The 17,939-nt window shown below is 62.7% G+C and carries 17 protein-coding genes and 4 pseudogenes; 12 read left to right on the plus strand and 9 right to left on the minus strand.

The genetic code is table 11. The annotated features are described in order from the left end of the window. Positions 1 to 324 precede the first annotated feature (324 nt). A pseudogene (locus BVER_RS17890) lies at positions 325 to 1,688 on the plus strand (NCS2 family permease). 63 nt (positions 1,689 to 1,751) lie between these two features. Here the strand turns inward: BVER_RS17890 and BVER_RS17895 are convergent. The 3 genes and pseudogenes from BVER_RS17895 to BVER_RS31665 all read right to left on the minus strand — a co-directional run bounded on the left by BVER_RS17895 (position 1,752) and on the right by BVER_RS31665 (position 2,588). Continuing rightward, positions 1,752 to 2,189: an SRPBCC family protein gene (locus BVER_RS17895; protein WP_050454459.1), complete on the minus strand. Its 438-nt coding sequence runs from the start codon at positions 2,187 to 2,189 to the stop codon at positions 1,752 to 1,754. Next, positions 2,182 to 2,427: pseudogene (locus tag BVER_RS17900) on the minus strand (ArsR/SmtB family transcription factor); the annotation flags it as partial. The gene BVER_RS17895 and the pseudogene BVER_RS17900, both read right to left, overlap by 8 nt. A gap of 11 nt (positions 2,428 to 2,438) precedes the next feature. After that, the gene (locus tag BVER_RS31665; RefSeq protein WP_157056112.1) at positions 2,439 to 2,588 is read right to left on the minus strand and encodes a hypothetical protein; all 150 of its coding nucleotides are present in this window, start codon (positions 2,586 to 2,588) and stop codon (positions 2,439 to 2,441) included. 238 nt (positions 2,589 to 2,826) lie between these two features. Between BVER_RS31665 and BVER_RS17905 the strand changes: the two genes are divergently transcribed. Together BVER_RS17905 and BVER_RS17910 are read left to right on the plus strand one after the other, a co-directional pair. Further along, positions 2,827 to 4,710 (plus strand): FAD-binding monooxygenase, encoded by a 1,884-nt coding sequence (locus BVER_RS17905; protein WP_050454461.1) that lies wholly within the window; start codon positions 2,827 to 2,829, stop codon positions 4,708 to 4,710. 76 nt (positions 4,711 to 4,786) lie between these two features. Further along, the gene (locus BVER_RS17910) at positions 4,787 to 5,182 is read left to right on the plus strand and encodes a MarR family winged helix-turn-helix transcriptional regulator (RefSeq protein ID WP_370444266.1); all 396 of its coding nucleotides are present in this window, start codon (positions 4,787 to 4,789) and stop codon (positions 5,180 to 5,182) included. A gap of 33 nt (positions 5,183 to 5,215) precedes the next feature. On the opposite strand, the gene BVER_RS17915 is transcribed toward BVER_RS17910, so the two are convergent. Continuing rightward, positions 5,216 to 6,094 carry a CAP domain-containing protein gene (locus BVER_RS17915; RefSeq protein ID WP_232316614.1) on the minus strand — a complete coding sequence of 293 codons (879 nt, stop codon included), beginning with the start codon at positions 6,092 to 6,094 and terminating at the stop codon, positions 5,216 to 5,218. A 22-nt stretch (positions 6,095 to 6,116) separates the two neighbouring features. Beyond that, a complete protein-coding gene (locus BVER_RS30320) occupies positions 6,117 to 6,278 on the minus strand; it encodes a DUF1328 family protein (RefSeq protein WP_016347507.1) in 162 nt (53 codons plus the stop codon). Positions 6,279 to 6,517: 239 nt separating this feature from the next. Between BVER_RS30320 and BVER_RS17920 the strand changes: the two genes are divergently transcribed. Beyond that, on the plus strand, positions 6,518 to 8,440 hold the full coding sequence (locus tag BVER_RS17920; RefSeq protein ID WP_050454463.1) for an AAA family ATPase: 1,923 nt from the start codon (positions 6,518 to 6,520) through the stop codon (positions 8,438 to 8,440). A 30-nt stretch (positions 8,441 to 8,470) separates the two neighbouring features. Here the strand turns inward: BVER_RS17920 and BVER_RS17925 are convergent, their stop codons facing one another. After that, positions 8,471 to 8,950, minus strand: coding sequence for a VOC family protein (locus BVER_RS17925; RefSeq protein ID WP_050454464.1), 480 nt, complete (start codon positions 8,948 to 8,950; stop codon positions 8,471 to 8,473). A 162-nt stretch (positions 8,951 to 9,112) separates the two neighbouring features. Beyond that, the gene (locus tag BVER_RS17930) at positions 9,113 to 9,457 is read right to left on the minus strand and encodes a RidA family protein (RefSeq protein ID WP_370444264.1); all 345 of its coding nucleotides are present in this window, start codon (positions 9,455 to 9,457) and stop codon (positions 9,113 to 9,115) included. Positions 9,458 to 9,594: 137 nt separating this feature from the next. Here BVER_RS17930 and corA point away from each other — a divergent pair, with 137 nt between their 5' ends. Next, positions 9,595 to 10,563, plus strand: coding sequence for a magnesium/cobalt transporter CorA (corA, locus tag BVER_RS17935; protein ID WP_050454470.1), 969 nt, complete (start codon positions 9,595 to 9,597; stop codon positions 10,561 to 10,563). A gap of 24 nt (positions 10,564 to 10,587) precedes the next feature. On the opposite strand, the gene BVER_RS17940 is transcribed toward corA, so the two are convergent. Further along, positions 10,588 to 11,421 (minus strand): hypothetical protein, encoded by an 834-nt coding sequence (locus tag BVER_RS17940; RefSeq protein WP_232316615.1) that lies wholly within the window; start codon positions 11,419 to 11,421, stop codon positions 10,588 to 10,590. Between the two features lie 382 nt (positions 11,422 to 11,803). Between BVER_RS17940 and BVER_RS17945 the strand changes: the two genes are divergently transcribed. From BVER_RS17945 to BVER_RS34055, 7 genes and pseudogenes are all read left to right on the plus strand, one after another. Continuing rightward, positions 11,804 to 12,934, plus strand: a complete 1,131-nt coding sequence (locus BVER_RS17945; RefSeq protein ID WP_050454466.1) for an HPP family protein — start codon at positions 11,804 to 11,806, stop codon at positions 12,932 to 12,934. 18 nt (positions 12,935 to 12,952) lie between these two features. Further along, positions 12,953 to 13,375 (plus strand): MarR family winged helix-turn-helix transcriptional regulator, encoded by a 423-nt coding sequence (locus BVER_RS17950; RefSeq protein WP_370444265.1) that lies wholly within the window; start codon positions 12,953 to 12,955, stop codon positions 13,373 to 13,375. A 31-nt stretch (positions 13,376 to 13,406) separates the two neighbouring features. After that, positions 13,407 to 15,182 (plus strand): chloride channel protein, encoded by a 1,776-nt coding sequence (locus BVER_RS17955; RefSeq protein WP_050454467.1) that lies wholly within the window; start codon positions 13,407 to 13,409, stop codon positions 15,180 to 15,182. Positions 15,183 to 15,284: 102 nt separating this feature from the next. Then, positions 15,285 to 15,830, plus strand: coding sequence for a 2,4'-dihydroxyacetophenone dioxygenase family protein (locus BVER_RS17960; RefSeq protein ID WP_050454468.1), 546 nt, complete (start codon positions 15,285 to 15,287; stop codon positions 15,828 to 15,830). A 47-nt stretch (positions 15,831 to 15,877) separates the two neighbouring features. After that, positions 15,878 to 16,615 (plus strand): SDR family oxidoreductase, encoded by a 738-nt coding sequence (locus BVER_RS17965; RefSeq protein ID WP_050454472.1) that lies wholly within the window; start codon positions 15,878 to 15,880, stop codon positions 16,613 to 16,615. 470 nt (positions 16,616 to 17,085) lie between these two features. Further along, positions 17,086 to 17,196 (plus strand): annotated as a pseudogene (locus BVER_RS35970) (YbhB/YbcL family Raf kinase inhibitor-like protein); the annotation flags it as partial. Positions 17,197 to 17,272: 76 nt separating this feature from the next. Beyond that, positions 17,273 to 17,554 (plus strand): YbhB/YbcL family Raf kinase inhibitor-like protein, encoded by a 282-nt coding sequence (locus BVER_RS34055; RefSeq protein WP_050454469.1) that lies wholly within the window; start codon positions 17,273 to 17,275, stop codon positions 17,552 to 17,554. 200 nt (positions 17,555 to 17,754) lie between these two features. Here the strand turns inward: BVER_RS34055 and BVER_RS17975 are convergent. Further along, positions 17,755 to 17,939: pseudogene (locus tag BVER_RS17975) on the minus strand (IS5/IS1182 family transposase); the annotation flags it as partial.

The raw sequence follows: 17,939 nt of genomic DNA on the forward strand, positions 1-17,939 counted from the left end.
TACCCGGAACAATGGACTCCAGTCGTCCCCATATCTCATCGGTCAGCAACATTCGACTCATCTTGATCGCTTACGCAAAAGATGAGATGTAAACACATTTCTTCAAATGTGAACAGAGCCTAGTCTCTGTCCTGACCGAGTGCAGCCTTCGAGCGCGACACCCGGCATCATCCTTCAGATTCAGAACACAATACGACGAGACGACCCTGATGACGGATCCGCAGTGCGCATAAGGCCGCAGCGCGCACGGATTGCCGTTTCAGCGTGCTGATAAAGGAGCAGCTCATGTTGGAATCTTCCGCCCAGCAGCTTGGCGATATCGACATCGACATTACCCCCACTAAAAAAGACGAAAGCGTTCAGACCGCGAGCGGCGGTTTCCTCGATCGCTACTTCGGCATATCGAAAGCAGGCAGTACAGAAAAACGCGAACTCGTCGCCGGCATCACGACGTTTCTCGCGATGGTTTATTCCGTGTTCGTCGTGCCCGGCATGCTGGGCAAAGCAGGTTTCGACACCAGCGCCGTGTTCGTCGCCGTGTGTCTGACGACGGCGTTCGGCTCGTTGCTGATGGGTGTATGGGCGCGTTTGCCGATCGCCATCGGCTGCGCGATTTCGCTGACGGCGTTCACCGCGTTCGGCCTCGTGCTCGGCAAGGGACTCACGCCGAATATCGCGCTGGGCGCGGTGTTTCTGATAGGCCTCGTGTTCACGGCGATCTCCGTCACCGGCGTGCGCTCGTGGATCCTGCGCAATCTACCGACGGGCGTCGCGCACGGCACGGGGATCGGCATCGGGCTGTTTCTGCTGCTGATCGCCTCGAACGATGTCTGGCTGATCGTGAAGAATCCCGCGCCGGGCATGCCGGTTTCGCTCGGCCATATCACGGCGTTTCCCGTGCTGATGTCGGTGCTCGGGCTGGCGGCGATTTTCGGTCTCGAGCGTCGTCGCGTGCCGGGCGGCATTCTGCTGGTCGTGATCGGACTGTCGGCGATCGGTTTGATGTTCGATCCGTCGGTGCGCTTTCACGGCGTATTCGCGCTGCCGTCGCTGTCGGCGCCGGGTCACGCATCGCTGATCGGCGCGATGGACATCAAGGGCGCATTGTCGATGGCCGTGATGCCGAGCGTGCTCGCCCTCGTGATGACCGCCGTATTCGACGCCACCGGCACGATCCGCGCCGTTGCGGGTCAGGCCGGCCAGATCGACGAAAACGGCCGCCTCGTCAACGGCGGACGCGCGCTGACGGCCGATTCGCTGAGCTCGATTTTCTCGGCGTGCTTCGGCGGCGCGCCGGCGGCGGCGTATATCGAATCGTCGGTGGGCGTGGCGGCGGGCGCGAAGACGGGACTGGCGGCAAGCGTCGTCGGCGTGCTGTTTCTGGTGGTGATGTTCATGTCGCCGCTCGCGGGACTCGTACCGTCCTACGCCACCGCACCCGCGTCGGCCTGCTGATGCTCAGCAACGTCAGCAAGCTGCATATGGACGATACCGTCGACACGATGTCCGGCCTCGTCTGCGCGGTGTATATCGTGCTGTCGGCGAATATCGTGACGGGGATCATGCTCGGCTTCTGCACGCTGGTGGTGGGACGCGTGATCGCGGGCGAGTATCGCAAGCTGGACGTCGGCACGGTGGCGATCGCGCTGGTGCTGGCGGCGTTTTATCTCGGCGGATTGGCGATTTGAAGGACCGGCTTCGCTGAACTGGAACGGCGCGCTTCGTCATGATGCGCGCCGTTTTTCTTTCCGCTACTTGTTGGCCATCGCCAGTTGCCCCGTCTCCAGCAACGACTTCAGATTCGACAGAATCTTCGGCCAGCCGCCCGACACAGCTTCGATAAACGGCTTGCTCTCGCTGATATGCGTAACGGTGAGCTTGACCGCCTCGTCGTGCTGCTCGAGTTCGTAAGTGCAACGCGAATAACCTGCGTCTTTCAGATCCTCGCGGAACTCGTTGCGCCATTTCAGCACGAGTTTCTTCGGCGGATCGGCCTCGAGCACTTCGCCGGAATCGGCTACGCGGCCATCGGCAAACATCATTCGCCACGACGAACCGGCCTTCCAGTCGCTTTCCTGATGGATGCCGAACCAATATTGCCGCTGCCATTCGGGCGTCGTCAGCGCGGCCCACAGCTTGTCGGGCGTGGTGCGGATATAGGTGACGTAGAGAAAGGTTTCGCTAGCCATGATCGTCTCCTTCGAGCGTGCGTTTGAGGTCGGACAGTGCGTCGAGCCGTGGACGTTCGAACTTGCCGATCCAGCGCAGCGCGATCTCGTGGATCGGCACCGGATTCAAAAAATGACGCTTTTCGCGGCCGTGACGTTGCGCCGCGACCAGATTCGCCTCCTCCAGCACGGCCAGATGCTTCGATACCGCCTGACGTGTCATGCTCAGCCCGTCGCACAGTTCGTTGAGCGTCTGGCCTGCTGTCCTGCTTACTTACGGCGATACGATTCGACCAGGATTTCGCAGTTCTGCAGGTGCAATTGCAGCGCGAGGTTCCACTCACGACGGACCGTAGCCTTTGCCGAGCGCAGCCAGGAACCGAACGAAACGATCAGTGATTGTTGAGCGGTGGTCTTCATGAGTATCTCTCAGGGTAAGTAGATAGGGGATAACCCTAGCTATACGCTTTTGATGCTGCATTGCAACCAAATCTCAAAATTACGCAAGTCGTGTGTTGCGTCTTTGCACATTCTTCCGAGGATAGAGATTCGGGCAATCTAGGGGTAAACATCCGGCGCCCGAAAATCCCTTTGATATAGTTTGTGTACGGAGTATATTTCCAGTCAGGACGAACCATACGGACTGGAGGACGACATCATGCAATTTCATCTCGACGGCTTTCGCATCGGCGATCCGACCATCGAACCGGCGCTGCACGGCGACACTCAGGGCGCACTGCCCGATACGGTCGACGTGCTGATCGTCGGCAGCGGACCTGCGGGGCTCGTGCTCGCGGCGCAGCTCGCGCAGTTTCCCGGCATCAGCACGCGCATCGTCGAACGGCGTGCGGGGCCGCTGCAAATGGGTCAAGCCGATGGCGTCGCTTGCCGTACCGTGGAAATGTTCAACGCGTTCGGGCTCGCCGAACGACTTCTGCACGAAGCCTACTGGGTCAACGAAACGGTGTTCTGGCGTCCGTCCGCCGACGATCGCGGCGCGATCAAGCGTACCGGTCGTGTTCAGGATACCGAAACAGGTCTCTCCGAGTTTCCGCATTTGATCGTCAATCAGGCGCGCGTGCAGGACTATCTGCTCGATTCCATGCGCCGTTCCGCGCAACGTCTGGAGCCGGATTACGATCTGGAACTCGTCTCCGTCGAACGCGACGACATCGGCGATCATCCGGTGCGCGTCACCTTGCGCCGCACCGATGCCGCGCGTCTCGACGAGACCGTCACGATCCGCGCGCGATACGTCGTCGGTTGCGATGGCGCGCGCAGTCGCGTACGCACGGCCATCGGACAAACCTTGAAGGGCGATGCCGCCAATCACGCGTGGGGCGTAATGGATGCGCTCGCCGTCACCGACTTCCCGGACATTCGCCTGAAGGCCGCGATTCAATCCGCGAGCCGTGGCAACCTGCTCATCATTCCGCGCGAAGGCGGCTATCTCGTGCGCGTCTATGTCGATCTCGGCGAGGTCACGCCGCAGAATCGCGACGCCATCAAGCAGACGACGGTGGAACGCATCATCGAGACGGCGCAGCGGATTCTGCATCCGTACACGCTCGACGTGAAGGACGTCGCGTGGTTCTCCGTGTACGAAGTCGGCCAGCGACTGACCGATCGCTTCGACGACGCCGATGACTCACGCGAACCGCGCGTCTTTATCGCGGGCGATGCGTGCCATACGCACAGCGCCAAGGCCGGCCAGGGCATGAATGTGTCGATGCAGGATGGCTTCAATCTCGGCTGGAAGCTCGGCGCGGTGTTGCGCGGCGTCGCGCAGCAAGACCTGTTGCGCACGTATTCCGACGAGCGTCATCCGATCGCGCAGGAACTGATCGACTTTGATAAAGAATGGTCCGCGATGATGGCCGCGCCGCCCAAGGATCCGAATCGCCCGGAAGCCGGCGGCGTCGATCCCGCCGAATTGCAGGCGTATTTCGTGCGCGCCGGCCGATATACCGCAGGCGTCGCGACGCGTTATCGGCCGGGCATGTTGACGGGCGACGCGACGCATCAGGCGCTGGCGCGCGGCTTCGTCATCGGCACGCGCTTTCATTCGTCGCCGGTCGTGCGCGTCGCCGATGCCAAGCCGATGCATCTCGGCCACGTCGCGCACGCGGACGGACGCTGGCGTCTTTACGCCTTTGCCGATGCGAGCCGTCGCGCGCTGAATGCATTGTGCGAACATCTGGCGACATCGCCCGATTCGATTCTTCGGCACGTCACGCGCGCGGGCGACGATCCCGACAGCGTCTTCGATCTGCGCGCGATCGTGCAACAGCCGCATCGCGAGGTACGGCTCGATGAACTGCCCGCGCTGCTGCTGCCGCGCAAAGGCTGCCACGGACTGATCGACTACGAGAAAACATTGTCGAGCGATGCCGCGACTGATATCTTCGACGAGCGCGGCATCGACCGCGAACAGGGCGCGCTGGTCGTGGTCCGTCCGGATCAATACGTCGCGCATGTTCTTCCGCTGAACGCATACGCGGAACTCGATGCCTTCCTGCGTCCGATCTTCCGCATCGATTAACCCGTTCCGAACCGCGAAATTGCCGAATAAATCCGATCAACACGACTCGCCGGCGCTCGCCCGTTTTACCGGCAGCATGGTGCGCCGCGCGCAACAGCGGCATATCGCGGTATGGCTCGCGGAAGTATCCGCCGAGATCACGAGCGTGCAGTACGCGGCGCTCAAAATCCTGCAAGACACGCCGGGCGTCAATCAGCGTCGGCTCGGCGACGAACTCGATGTCGACCGTTCCACCATCGCCGATCTCGTCGCGCGTATGGTGCGTAACGGCCTGATCGAGCGCACTGACAATCCCGTCGATAAACGCAGTTACGTGCTCTATCTGACGGCGGCGGGCAAAGAGCAACTGACGACCCTGCGTCCGCGCGTAGAGGAAGTCGAGCGCATTCTTACCGCGCGGCTATCGCCGGACGAAGCTCGGGAGTTGCGTCGGTTATTGGCGGCATTGCTGCCGGAGCCGGAGTCGTCGTAAATGTCCACGACAGATCGAAACGCGAGCGCACCGTCAGTTGCCGCAGCGTGCCGCGTGCGTGCACGGTAAGCGGGTATTGAACTTGAGCGGCTCGTAGGGCGTGCAGACCGCCGTATTGCGCGCCGCGTCGGCGGCGGTCAGCGGCGCGATCCGGCATGCGACTTTCGCGCCGCGTGCATCGCGCAACTCGACATTCTGCAATTCGATATGCGCATTCGGCCCGCCCGATAGCGTGATCGGATAGCCCAGCACTTGCCCGCGATAACCGCTGTCCGGTCCCATCGGATCGGGCTGCTCGTTGTTCATCCAGGCGGTGGGCACTCGCGTCTGCGTGCCGTAAGGCCACGCGATCAGTTCGTTGTTGGCGAGCGTCCGGGCGATGTCCGCGAAATCCATCACCGTGACGGAACCGGAACCGGCTAGCGACCCCTCGCCCGAGCGCGCCCAGTCGAACAGCAACGCGCCGCGATGATACGGCGACGCAAAAATATGTTCGACGGGCGAACTGTCGGTTTGCGAACTGCCGATCATCGCCAGCACTTCGCTTGCACTATGCGCCTGCGTATGCAGCCTGACGCGCGTGAGGATATCCGCGCCGGTGAAGCCCGGCCGCCCTTCGATTTCATCGTGCGTGCCGACGCGATTCAGCACGAGATAGCGTGCGTGATCGCGTGCCGCCGCTTCCAGTCCCCGATCGACGGCGATCGCCGGCAGGCCGACCTCCTCGCGTCGTGCATTCACGAAGCCCAGCGCGCTCGCCTGCGATTGCCCCGCCGACGCGCCCGGTCCCGGCGCGGGACGCAGCCTGACGGCCGGTCCCGAATAGACGACATCTTCCTTGACGGATTTCGATGCGCAACCCGCAAACGTTGCGATCGCCAGAAACGAAACTATCAGCGTGATAAAGCGCATCGAACCTCGGCCGGAAAAACCGTCAACGCCGCATGAGGCCCATCACGAGCGTCACGAGGAAGATGACGAGGAAAATGAAGAACAGAATTTTCGCGATGCTGGCCGCGCCCGCCGCGATGCCGCCGAAACCGAGCGCCGCCGCGATCAGCGCGATCACGAAAAAGACCAGTGCGTAGTAAAGCATGATGCCGCCTCCGTTCGATGTTTTTTAAGGTTTTGAAACAGCGTGTCCACACGCTGTCGATGCATCAAGCAAGCAGTATTCTTTACCGGCTGAAATCATTGCGCGCGCTCGCCTAAAGATGGCGCGGCGCCTGCCGACAAAGAAGAAAGACGCAAAACGACGCGGCATCGCCCTATCGGGCTTTGATCCGACGATAGATTTCAGGGCGGCGCCGGCGCGCACCCATCGGGAATGGCTTGATGAAACGGGTAAGAAATACGCTACGGTCGAAACTCGGCCGCTATGTCGCGGGCGGTGTCGCCGCAGCCGCGCTCGTGGCGGGCGCGACTGCGCTGTTCTGGCATCCGGCGCAGAACGCGGCGCAATCGACGACGACGGCGGCATTGACCGGCGTCGCCAATCAGATGCGCCACGACACTGCGCCGTGGACGCATCGCGAGAAAGACGTGTCGGAGCTGACGCGCGATATCCGCGAACGCAACGTGGCGGCGATCGGCGTGAGCCGCGACGCGATTCTCGTGTCGACGCTCAAGGGCGACAAATATTTCGTCATCGATCACAATGGCGCGTTCTCCAACGCGCTCGTGTTCGGCGAGCTCAAATCCGGCGTGGCCGCGCCGTATCAACTGGCGTGGCTTCCGGACGCGCGCGTGCGCACCAGCTCGGCGCGCTGGTCCGAAGCGCTCGATCATCTGCGCGACGCGCTCAGTCTGATGCTGCCGCTGCTGATGATGGGCGGCCTGCTGTGGTTCATGCGCCGCGAGATGCGCGGCGGCGCGCAACTGCTCGCCACCGCCCCGACGATGCGCTTCGACGACGTGATCGGCACAGGCGAAGCCAAGGCGGCGCTCGCCGACGTGCGCGCGTGGCTCACCGAACCGGCGCAGTTCACCGGCATGGGCGTGCGCGCGCCGTGCGGCATTCTGATGACGGGCGGCCCCGGCGTCGGCAAGACGCGGCTGGCGCAGGCGCTCGCGGGCGAATGCGGCGCGAACTTTATCGCGATCACGGGCAGCTATTTCAGCGCGAAGTATTACGGCGTCGGCATCCAGAAGGTCAAACATCTGTTCGAACTGGCGCGCAAGAATGCGCCGACGGTGATTTTCATCGACGAAGCGGACGGGCTCGGCAAGCGCACCGATACGGGCGGCGGTCCGGTAGAGGCGGAAAGCAACCGCATCATCAATCAGCTGCTGGCGGAGATGGATGGCTTTGCGTCGAACGAAGGCGTGATCATCGTCGCGGCGACCAATCATCCGGAGAATCTCGACGAAGCGTTGCGCCGTCCGGGCCGTTTCGACCGGACCATTCAGGTGCGTCTACCCGATCTGGAAGATCGCGCGAAAATCCTTCGCTTCTATGCCGCCGATCTGAAGAAGAAGTCCGACGATATCGACTTCGATCAACTCGCGCGTCTGACCACGGGCTTCTCGCCCGCGACGCTGTCGATGATCGTGAATCAGGCCGGTCTGGTAGCACGCAAGCGCGGCGCCAGCGAAGTCGACGCGACGCATTTCATGGAAGCGATCAAGATCGCCCGCATCGGCGATGTGAACGGCGCGGAACGCGCGCTCGCCGACGACGAACGCACGCGCATCGCAATTCACGAAGCGGGCCACGGCCTCGTCGCCGCGATCCTCAACACCGGCGTGCTCGAGGAAATGACGATTCTGCCGCGCGGCGGCGCACTCGGCGTCGCGCTGATCACGAAAATGCAGGACAAGCATCTCTATCGCGAGACCGAGATGCGCAACGAGATTCAGGTGCTGCTCGGCGGCCGCAACGCCGAACTGCTGATGTTCAACGAAGCATCGAGCGGCGCGGGACAGGATTTGCAAGAAGCCTCGCGCATCACTCTGGACATGGTGTCGAAGTACGGCTTTAACGACGACGGCAATCTGTTCAGCCTCGCCGCGCTGCCGCAGCAACACGCGGCGCTGCAACTGAAGGAATCCATCGGTCAGGCCAATGCGCTGCTGCACGATCTGAACGACGCCTGCTTCGCGCTGCTGAAGGCGAACGAGCCAGTCTTGCGCGCGATCGCCGATCAGTTGCTGGAAGAAGAAACGGTGCCGGGCGAAACGGTGTATCGCCTGATTCGCGAACATGCCGATGCGGTCGCCGAAGCGCAAACCGTGGTGGCGAACGCGATGGCCGCATAGATCGCGACGGCATTCGATCTGTAATCCGAACTATTTTTCTCCAGCCGCCGCGCGCTCGATTGCCGCGATATCGATTTTCTTCATCTTCATCATGGCGTCCATCGCGCGGCGCGCGGCGTCACGATCCGCGCCCATGAAGATATCCAGCATGCGCTGCGGCGGGATCTGCCACGAGAATCCCCAGCGATCCTTGCACCAGCCGCACGGCGCTTCCGCGCCGCCATTGCCGGTAATCGCATTCCAGTAGCGATCGGTCTCTTCCTGGCTCGCGGTTTTGACCATGAAGCTGACCGCTTCGTTGGCCTTGAAATTCGGCCCGCCGTTCAGACCGATAAAGCGTTGGCCCAGCACGGTGAAATCCACCGTCAACTCGCTCCCCTGCCCGACGCCGGGCTTGGCGGACGCATGGCCTCCGTCGACGTGACTATCCGGGAAGGTGGCGGCGTAGAACTCCGCGGCTTCGCGCGCGCGGCCCTGATCGAACCACAGGCAGGTGACTAGCTTGGTCATCGAACGCTCCTTGTCAGTGCGTCAATCACGCGATGCGCACGCCGAACGCGAACTCCACTTCGACACACGCGCCTTTGGGCAACTGCAGCACGCCGACCGATGTACGCGTATGCGTGCCGGCATCGCCGAGAATCGAATACAGGATATCGGACGCGCCGTCCGCTACTTCGCTTTGCCGCGTGAAATCGGGCGCGCTGCGCTGCGCATGAATACGCCGATGCGCGGCACGCTCGTAATCATGTCGAGCGTGCCGAAGCGATTGCGCACCAGCAGCAGCGCGCGAACCGCGGAAGTCGCCGCCGCGCGACGCGCTTCGTCGAGCGAAACGGTATCGCCCGCCACGCCCACGAAACGCACGGTATTGCCCACGCGCGGAATCTGCCCCGCGACGTAAGCGATGTTTCCTTCAAGCAGAATCGGCGTGTACTTGCCGCCGACCTTGATCTCCTCTTGCGGATCGAACCCGTGTTCGATCGCAGCCTGCAACAAGCTTTCGTCTCTCGTCATTTCATTGTTCCCCGATCGGTACACGCACTATCTTACAAGCACCTCACGTTCATTCGTTCGATGCGATGTGTCATCAAATAATCGAATGACGCATGCACGATCGCACTCTTATCGAAAACCGTTACAGGGAGACGAACATGTTGATCGCGTGCGTGGCCTATCAGGATGGACGAAAGCTCGGAGATATCAGCGTGGAGCAGATCAGCGATTACGTGGAGAAGCCGGAGTGTTTCGTCTGGGTCGCGCTGAAAGATCCCGAGCCGCACGAGCTCGACGCGATGAAGGAAGAGTTTCATCTGCACGAACTCGCGGTGGAGGACGTGCACGCGCATCATCAGTGCCCGAAGATCGTCGAGTACGGCGACTCGTTATTCGCGGTCATGCATACGGTCGAACTGCTGGACGACGGCACGCTGCGATTCGGCGAGGTGAATGTATTCGTCGGCAGAAACTATGTGCTCTCGGTACGCATGCGCACGGAGCATGGTTTCAGAAAAGTGCGCGAGCGTTGCGAGCATGAACCGCCCTTGCTCAAGCAAGGTTCCGCGTTCGTGTTGTATGCGTTGCTGGACGATATTGTCGACGGATATTTCACCGTGCTCGAAACGCTCAATACGGAACTCGAAGCGCTGGAGGATCGCATTTTCGCGCAGCAGGAACAGAAGGAAGCGCGCGCGGTGATCGAGGATCTGTATCGCTTCAAACGGCGGCTGGTGGTGCTGCGGCATCACGTCGGCCCGCTGCTCGAAGGCGTCGGCAAACTCACCGGCGGACGCGTGCCGCAAATCTGCGAAGGCATGAGCACGTATTTCAAGGACGTGTACGAGCATCTCGAACGCATCGTCGGCGCGATTGAAGGACGGCGCGAAACGGTGATCACCGCGATACAGGTCAATCTCGGCATGATCGCGCTGGCCGACAGCGAAGTGACCAAGCGCCTCGGCACCTTCGCGGCGATGTTCGCCGTGCCGACGATGATCGCGGGCATCTACGGCATGAACTTCGAACACATGCCGGAGTTGCACACGCAATACGGTTATCCGATCGTGATCGCCGCGATCGATACGCTGTTGTTCCGCTGGTTCCGTAAAGCGAAGTGGATCTGAGCCGCGTTACGCCTGAGTTGTGACTTAAACCGGATTGGCCGCGACGAAGTCCTTGAACACCTGATACGCGGGGTTCTTCGTCACGCCGTCGGCCTGGATCAGACCGAAGTCCTTGTCGATCATCGCGTACATCATGATGCACTGGATGTTGTACTTGTCCTTCACCTTGCGGTAATACGCCATCGGCACGCCGACATTCACGCCGCACTGGATGTTCGGATCGACCGCTTTCACGCCCGCGATCATGCCGCGAATCACGCCACGGAACGGCGGCCACAAGGTCGGGCTCCAGTCCGCCGACGAACTGCCGTCGCCGCCGATCTTGATCGGCACGTCGAGTTCGTTACCGCATTCGATGTACTTGACGAGCCCCTTGAGCGGCGTCGTGCAACGCACCGCGAGGTCGTAGCCGAGCTGATACGCGTCCGCTTCCGTGCTGGTCGGATCCCAACGCGCGGACAGCGGATTGAGCACCGGCAGGATCGACACGCCGCTGTTCAGAAACGGTCCCTTCAACGCTTTGACGATGGTGCCCGACATGCCGGCATCGGCGATATCGCAACGATAATTCGTCACGCCGAGGTCTTGCAGCAACGCGAGCTGATCGGCTTGCGGCATCGTCTTGTAGATGCCGCTGCCCCACGCCATATGACCGTTGATGCCGTAAAACAGGCCGTCGGATACGGCGGCGGTCTGCGCGGGCGTGGTGGTGTCGGCGGGCTGCGTTGTGCTTACATTGGCGTTCGTCGTAGTCGACGTCGCCGCCGGCGTCGATGCCGATGCCGACGAAGCGCTCGTACCGCTCGCCGCCTGCGTCGTCGTGTCCGTGGAAGGCGTGGCCTTGGTGCTGCCGGACACGTCACCGCTTCCGCCACATGCCGAAAGCGCCGCGCTGCCGGCCGAGGCCAGCATCATCGCGAGAAAGGTCCGGCGCTTGGGTGCTTGAATGGCACCGGAAGCGGATGCGGAAGAAACAGCGTGAAGCGGAGGACGTAAGGCCTCGTCGGAAGGTCGCATGGCCGTAGAAAGTTGGCGGGTATATCCGGGTTTACGGCAATGGCAGTAGCGGCTTGAATCGTTTTCGTGCGTTCGTTCGAAATTTTTAAACGCGAACCGAAAACTTTTCCGAGCGCTTTGCGCATGCGTCCTTCGAGAGACTTCAAACGAGGCGGCAAATTTATATCACGTTGAGATATAATTCGACGGCTCCGCACTTTTCCTTTTCGACCTCATTCCATACGTGTCACGCAACGCATTGCTCCGCTGGCTCCGCGCCTTCGTTCCCGCACCGGTCACGCTGAAGTGGACCGAGCGCCTGCGCGCAGGCCTCGGCGCATCGATCGGTATCGCGCATCTTGTCGTCGGCGATGCCTCCGTGCTGCCGTTCCTGATCGCGCCGATGGGCGCATCGGCCGTGCTGTTGTTCGCGGTGCCGGCCAGCCCGCTCGCGCAGCCGTGGTCGATCGTCGGCGGCAATCTCGTCTCGGCGACGGTCGGCGTCGCGTGCGCGATGCTGGTCCGCGATCCCGTCGATGCCGCCGCGCTCGCCATCGGCGTCGCGATCTGCGCGATGTTCGCGCTGCGCTGCGTGCATCCGCCATCGGGCGCGGTCGCGCTGACCGTCGTGCTCGGCGGGCCATCGATTCACGCGCTTGGTTTCGGCTTCGTGTTCGCGCCGGTCGCGTTGCAGTCGGCGGTGCTGCTGGCTTCGGCGATCGCGTATCACGCGCTGACGGGGCATCGCTATCCGCATGGACATGCCGCGCCGAAGTCCGCCGCGCCCGACGCAACATCCTTCCTGCGCGCCGATCTCGAAGCCGTGCTCGCGCGTCGCAGCGAATTGCTCGACGTCGATCCCGACGATCTCGAAGCGCTGCTGCGCGAAACGCAATTGCAGGCTTACGCGCGCCGCTTCACCGAGTTCACCTGCGCGGACATCATGTCGCGCGCGGTGGTACCGGTGGCGCCTAAAACTAGCGCGGATGCCGCGTTGTCGCTGCTCGACCGTCATCGCGTGAAGGCGCTGCCGGTGATCGACGCATCGCGACGCTTGCGCGGCATCGTCACGCGCGCGGATCTCGCGCACGCGTATAGCAGCAAGACGTTCGATGCATGGAAACGCGGCATCGCGCGCCTGTTCGATGGACCGCGACACGGCCCGCCGCGCATCGCCGCGCTGATGACCGTCGACGTGCGCAGCGTCGACATGAGCGTGCCCATCGCCGAGCTGGTGCCGATGTTCGCGCACTTCGGGCATCACCATATTCCGGTCATCGACGCGGATCACAGACTCGTCGGCATGATCACCGAAGCGGACCTGATCTCGGGTCTGTATCGCCAGTCGTTCGATCGCGCGCAACGCAGCGCGTGAGCATCGACGGAACACAGCATGAACATGAGCATGAAAAAAACTCGCACTCTCGCCAAGCCGGATTTCGAGCAACTCTCCGAATTCCGTTATCAGATGCGCCGCTTCGAGCGTTTTTCCGAGCAGGCCGCGCAAGGCGAAGGCATCACGCCGCTGCAATATCTGCTGCTCTTGCATATCAAGGGCTATCCCGGCCGCGCGTGGGCGACGGTCGGCGAACTCGCGGAGCGGCTGCAATCGCATCATCACGGCGTGGTGGCACTGGTCACGCGCTGCGAAACGCTCGGTCTCGTGCGGCGCGAACCGAGTCCCGACGATCGCCGTCAGGTGCAGGTGCATCTCGAAGCGAGCGGCGAGCAGGTGCTGGAGCGGCTGGCGGCGCTGCATCGCGCGGAACTGAAGTCGCTCGAAGGCGCGTTCCGCGTGCCGCGCATCGAGCTTTGAAGCGAACGATTCGATCAGCAGGAGCATCGGCATGGACCAACACAAACGCGATTTTTCCGTCAACGACCGCCTGTTGCGCATTTGCGGCGTGGCGGCGGTGATCGGCAGCATCAGCACGCTCGCGGCGGTCGTGCTGCTCGGGCTGATCCATTTGTTTACCAACCTGTTCTTCTTCGGCCAGTTTTCCGTCGAGGAACATTCGCCGGCGCTCAACACGCTCGGGCCGTGGGTCATCGCGATTCCGGTAATCGGCGGGCTGATCGTCGGGCTGATGGCGCGCTTCGGCTCGGAGAAGATTCGCGGCCACGGCATTCCCGAAGCGATCGAAGCGATACTGTTCGGCAAGAGCCGCATGTCGGCGAAGGTGGCGATTCTGAAGCCGCTGTCGTCGGGCATCGTGATCGGCAGCGGCGGGCCGTTCGGCGCGGAAGGCCCGATCATCATGACGGGCGGCGCGCTCGGTTCGCTGCTCGCGCAATGCATCGACGTGACGGCGGCCGAGCGCAAGACGCTGCTGGTCGCGGGCGCGTCGGCAGGCATGACGGCCGTGTTCGGCACGCCGGTCGCGGCGGTATTGCTGGCGGTGGAACTGCTGCTGTTCGAATGGCGTCCGCGCAGTTTTCTGCCGGTCGCGCTGGCTTGCGCCGTCGCGGGTTTCGCGCGCGCCGCCGTGTTCGGCACCGATGCGCTCTTTCCGCTCGACACCGCGCCGCCGCACCTGATCTCGCTGCTCTACTGCGTGCTCGCGGGATTGTTGTCGGGCGCACTGGCGTCGGGTTTGTCGGCGACGCTGTACAAGCTGGAAGACGGCTTTCACAAGCTGCCGATTCATTGGATGTGGTGGCCGGCCATCGGCGCGGTGTTCGTCGGCATCGGCGGATATATCGAGCCGCGCGCGCTCGGCGTGGGCTACGACGTGATCGGCGATCTGCTGCACGGTCATATCGTGATTCAGGCGGCGCTGGCGATTCTCGCGGTGAAGGCGGTCATCTGGGTCGTCGCGCTGGCATCGGGCACGTCGGGCGGCGTACTCGCGCCGCTGCTGATGCTCGGCGCGGGTCTGGGCACCGTGCTCGGCGCGGCCTTGCCGGGCCACGACGCCGCGTTGTGGCCGCTCGTCTGCATGGCCGCGACGCTCGGCGCGACGCTGGGCGCGCCGCTCACCGCCATCGTGTTCGCGTTCGGCCTGACGCACGATGCCAACGCGCTGCTGCCTTTGCTCGCGGCGACGCTCGTCGCGCACGGTTTCGCCACGGTCGTGATGCGCCGTTCGATCATGACGGAGAAAATCGCGCGACGCGGTTATCACATCTATCGCGAATACGGCGTGGATCCGCTGGAACGTCATCACGTCGATGAAGTCATGACGCGCGACGTCCGCACCATCGACGCCGCCGCCCCGCTCGCCGATATCGCGACCGATTGCTTCGGCGCGGGACAGACGCATCGCGCGTATCCGGTGGTGCGCGACGGCGCGCTGATCGGCATGCTCGATCGCACGACGATCGCGACCCTGATCGCGCATTCGGCGACGCTGAGCGTGGGCGAAGCGTTCGCCGCGCTCGCGGATAACGCGCCGGTTTTCGCGCTGCCGAACGAACCGTGCCACCTCGCGGCCACGCGTCTTGCGGTGCACGAGCTCGAGCGCCTGCCCGTCGTCGCCGATGCGCAGTCGATGACGCTCGTCGGCATCGTGTTGCGCAGCGATCTCGTCAAGCCGGCGCGCGCGCACTTCGACGAGGAGCATCGTCGGGAGCGATTTGCGGCGTTTCGGCGCGAGTCGATCTCGCGTCACGATTCCAGCTAGGCCACGGAGGATTCGGGGCAAATCCCCGCTTGACGCGATTTCAGCTTCCGCTTCACACTCGTCGACGATTCCGTCAGCGTGGTATGAAACCGGAGACCGAAGATGGCGATTCCCGCATCCGCTGCGAAGCCCGACGAACAGGCCGTCGCCTATCAGCGGCCGCAAGTGCCGTTCATGTCGAAGGATCTCGTGCACGGCGGCGTAATGACCGACTGGATCGAAGACGACGACATGTGGGTGCCCGCGACCGACACTGTCTCGTTCAAACCGCTGATCCTCAACGCGAGCCAGGGCTACTACGTGAACCTGTTGCGCGTGCGACGCAGCGGCGTGATCTCGCGGCATCGGCATAGCGGCGCGGTGCACGCGATGGTCCTCAAGGGCCGCTGGTACTACCTCGAACACGATTGGGTCGCGGAACAAGGCGGCTACGCGTTCGAACCCGCGGGCGAGACGCATACGCTGTTCGTGCCCGAAGACGTGCCCGAGATGATCACCTGGTTTCATGTGACGGGCGGCTATACCTATGTCGATCCGCAAGGCGTCGCACAGGGTTACGAAGACGTCTTCACGAAGATCGAGGCGACGTGTAGGCATTACGCGTCGCTCGGCTTGCCCGACGACCATATCGAATCGATCATCCGCTGAGCGGCGCTCGGAAGGAGGACGACGTGCGGCATCTCCGGCGCGTGGTGATGGTGACGGGCGGCGCGGGCGGCATCGGCGCGGCGCTGGCCGAACGCTATGCGCGCGATGGCGCGGCGGTGGGCATCGTCGATGCGAACGAAGCGGCGGGCGCGGCGCTCGCGCAGCGTTTGACCGATGCGGGATCGCGCGTGCATTTCGCGGCGGCGGACGTCGGCGATTTCAGCGCCTGCGAGTCCGCCTGTCGTGCGATCGAAACCGCGCTCGGTCCGATCGATACGCTCGTCAACAACGCGGGCATCTCGCCGAAACACGCGGGCAAGCCGATGCCTTTCTGGCAGATGGACCCGGCCGAATGGAACCGCGTGATGGACGTGAATCTCAACAGCGTCTTCAATTTTTGCCGTGTTCTGACGCCGGGCATGGTCGAGCGGCGCTTCGGGCGCATCGTGTCAATGTCGTCGGTGGCGGGCCGCGCGTATCTCGACATCGTGGCCGCGCATTACAGCACGACCAAGGCCGCGCTGATCGGCATGACGCGGCATCTGGCGGGCGAACTCGGGCCGCACGGCATCACTGTGAACGCGATCGCGCCGGGCCGCATCGATACGCCGTTGGTGCGCGGCGTCGCGCGCGAGGCCAACGAGAAGATCGTGCGCGCCGAGCCGCTGCAACGGCTCGGCGCGCCGGATGAAGTCGCGTCCACGTGTCTCTTTCTGACATCGGACGAAGCCGCTTTCGTCACCGGCCAGGTGATCGACGTCGCTGGCGGCTGGCTCATGACGTGATAGAAAAACGCGCATCGGTATTTACCGTGATGGACAGGAAATCGCAGCCTGCTTATCTTCACACCATACCGAGGGCCGATGCCGACGTGCTGGAGAAAAAGCGGAATTGCTACCGCGTCGAGCGTTGACGGTGCCTGGTCGAGAGTCGATAACGACCCGCCAGGAGTGAAACCCGCGACTTGTTCGCGGGTTTTTTCTTGGTCTTCGGATTATTGCGTCTGGTGCGCGCTCGCCAGCGGAAACGCAGAGTTCACGCAGGCTTCAGTGCGCACCATCGCTCGACAGTCGTCCGTTCACATTTTCCGCAATACAAACGCGTCAATATGGCAATGACATGCAATAGCGTGCGACGCTAGCATGCCTGCTCTTTCACCCTGACCTTCATCATGTTTCATCGACAACTGTTTCGCGCGCGCAAGGCCTTGCTCGCGTTGATGTGCTCAGGCGAGGCATGTAGCGCGCACGCGGGCATGAGCGTTTCATCGACCGCGTTCGAAGACGGCGGCACGATTCCCGCGCGCTATGCCGGCCCCGCCGCGTGTGGCGGCGGCAACGTGAGCCTGTCCGTCGCATGGCACGATCTGCCTGCCGCCACGCGCAGCGTCGTCGTGACCTTGACCGATCCGAATGGACCAAAAGGTCTCGGCGTCCCACGCATTGGATCGCGTACACGGGATCGCGCCGCGAACCGAAGCGCTGAATGCGGGCGTCGCGCCCGATGCGCCCGCCGCGCTCGGCCAGAACATGACCGGCGCCGCGCAGTATCGCGGGCCGTGTCCACCTGTCGGCGATGTGCCGCATCATTACCTTCTGACGGTCACCGCGACCGACCTCGAACCCGGCGCGCTGCCGCCCGGACTCGATCTGCATTCGCTCGAAACGCGCCTCGCCGGGCATACCTTGAGCGGTTCGACCATCGTCGGACGATACGGCCGCTAAACTTTTGATTCGCCACGCAAAACGCGCGATTCGCCGCCCCGGACGAATCGCGCACACAAAGCAGAAAATAGAATATCTTTAGTCTAAAGAAAGATAAGGATAGTTTATTTAAACGCGCCGACTCTTTAGTCTGGCCTGCAAAATTGAATTTGCCGGAATGGACCCGACGACGCAGTCTGGTGCAGACGTAAACGCACATCTCAGCCAGGTCTGCAGCGCACGAGTAGAGGTTGAGGCATGACGTTGAGCTGAAAACGCGCCCACGCGAGCAGCAAAAAGAATATAGGGCCAAGGCCCAGACGAACGATCGCGCGCAGCAGCCAGCGCAGGTTGTAGCCGGCCGCACACAGCACCGCATGCAGCGCGTCGCCGGTTTGCCCCTTGA

It is taken from the genome of Candidatus Burkholderia verschuerenii (assembly GCF_001189365.1).
Lineage (GTDB): Bacteria > Pseudomonadota > Gammaproteobacteria > Burkholderiales > Burkholderiaceae > Caballeronia > Caballeronia verschuerenii.

Coding starts and splice junctions, on each gene's coding strand:
- BVER_RS17905 (WP_050454461.1), top strand. CDS start 2,827: ATGCAATTTCATCTCGACGGCTTTCGCATCGGCGATCCGACCATCGAA.
- BVER_RS17955 (WP_050454467.1), top strand. CDS start 13,407: ATGGACCAACACAAACGCGATTTTTCCGTCAACGACCGCCTGTTGCGC.
- BVER_RS17920 (WP_050454463.1), top strand. CDS start 6,518: ATGAAACGGGTAAGAAATACGCTACGGTCGAAACTCGGCCGCTATGTC.
- BVER_RS30320 (WP_016347507.1), bottom strand. CDS start 6,278: ATGCTTTACTACGCACTGGTCTTTTTCGTGATCGCGCTGATCGCGGCG.
- BVER_RS17910 (WP_370444266.1), top strand. CDS start 4,787: ATGGTGCGCCGCGCGCAACAGCGGCATATCGCGGTATGGCTCGCGGAA.
- BVER_RS17960 (WP_050454468.1), top strand. CDS start 15,285: ATGGCGATTCCCGCATCCGCTGCGAAGCCCGACGAACAGGCCGTCGCC.
- BVER_RS31665 (WP_157056112.1), bottom strand. CDS start 2,588: ATGAAGACCACCGCTCAACAATCACTGATCGTTTCGTTCGGTTCCTGG.
- corA (WP_050454470.1), top strand. CDS start 9,595: ATGTTGATCGCGTGCGTGGCCTATCAGGATGGACGAAAGCTCGGAGAT.
- BVER_RS17895 (WP_050454459.1), bottom strand. CDS start 2,189: ATGGCTAGCGAAACCTTTCTCTACGTCACCTATATCCGCACCACGCCC.
- BVER_RS17965 (WP_050454472.1), top strand. CDS start 15,878: ATGGTGACGGGCGGCGCGGGCGGCATCGGCGCGGCGCTGGCCGAACGC.
- BVER_RS17925 (WP_050454464.1), bottom strand. CDS start 8,950: ATGACCAAGCTAGTCACCTGCCTGTGGTTCGATCAGGGCCGCGCGCGC.
- BVER_RS17915 (WP_232316614.1), bottom strand. CDS start 6,094: ATGCGCTTTATCACGCTGATAGTTTCGTTTCTGGCGATCGCAACGTTT.
- BVER_RS17930 (WP_370444264.1), bottom strand. CDS start 9,457: ATGACGAGAGACGAAAGCTTGTTGCAGGCTGCGATCGAACACGGGTTC.
- BVER_RS17950 (WP_370444265.1), top strand. CDS start 12,953: ATGAACATGAGCATGAAAAAAACTCGCACTCTCGCCAAGCCGGATTTC.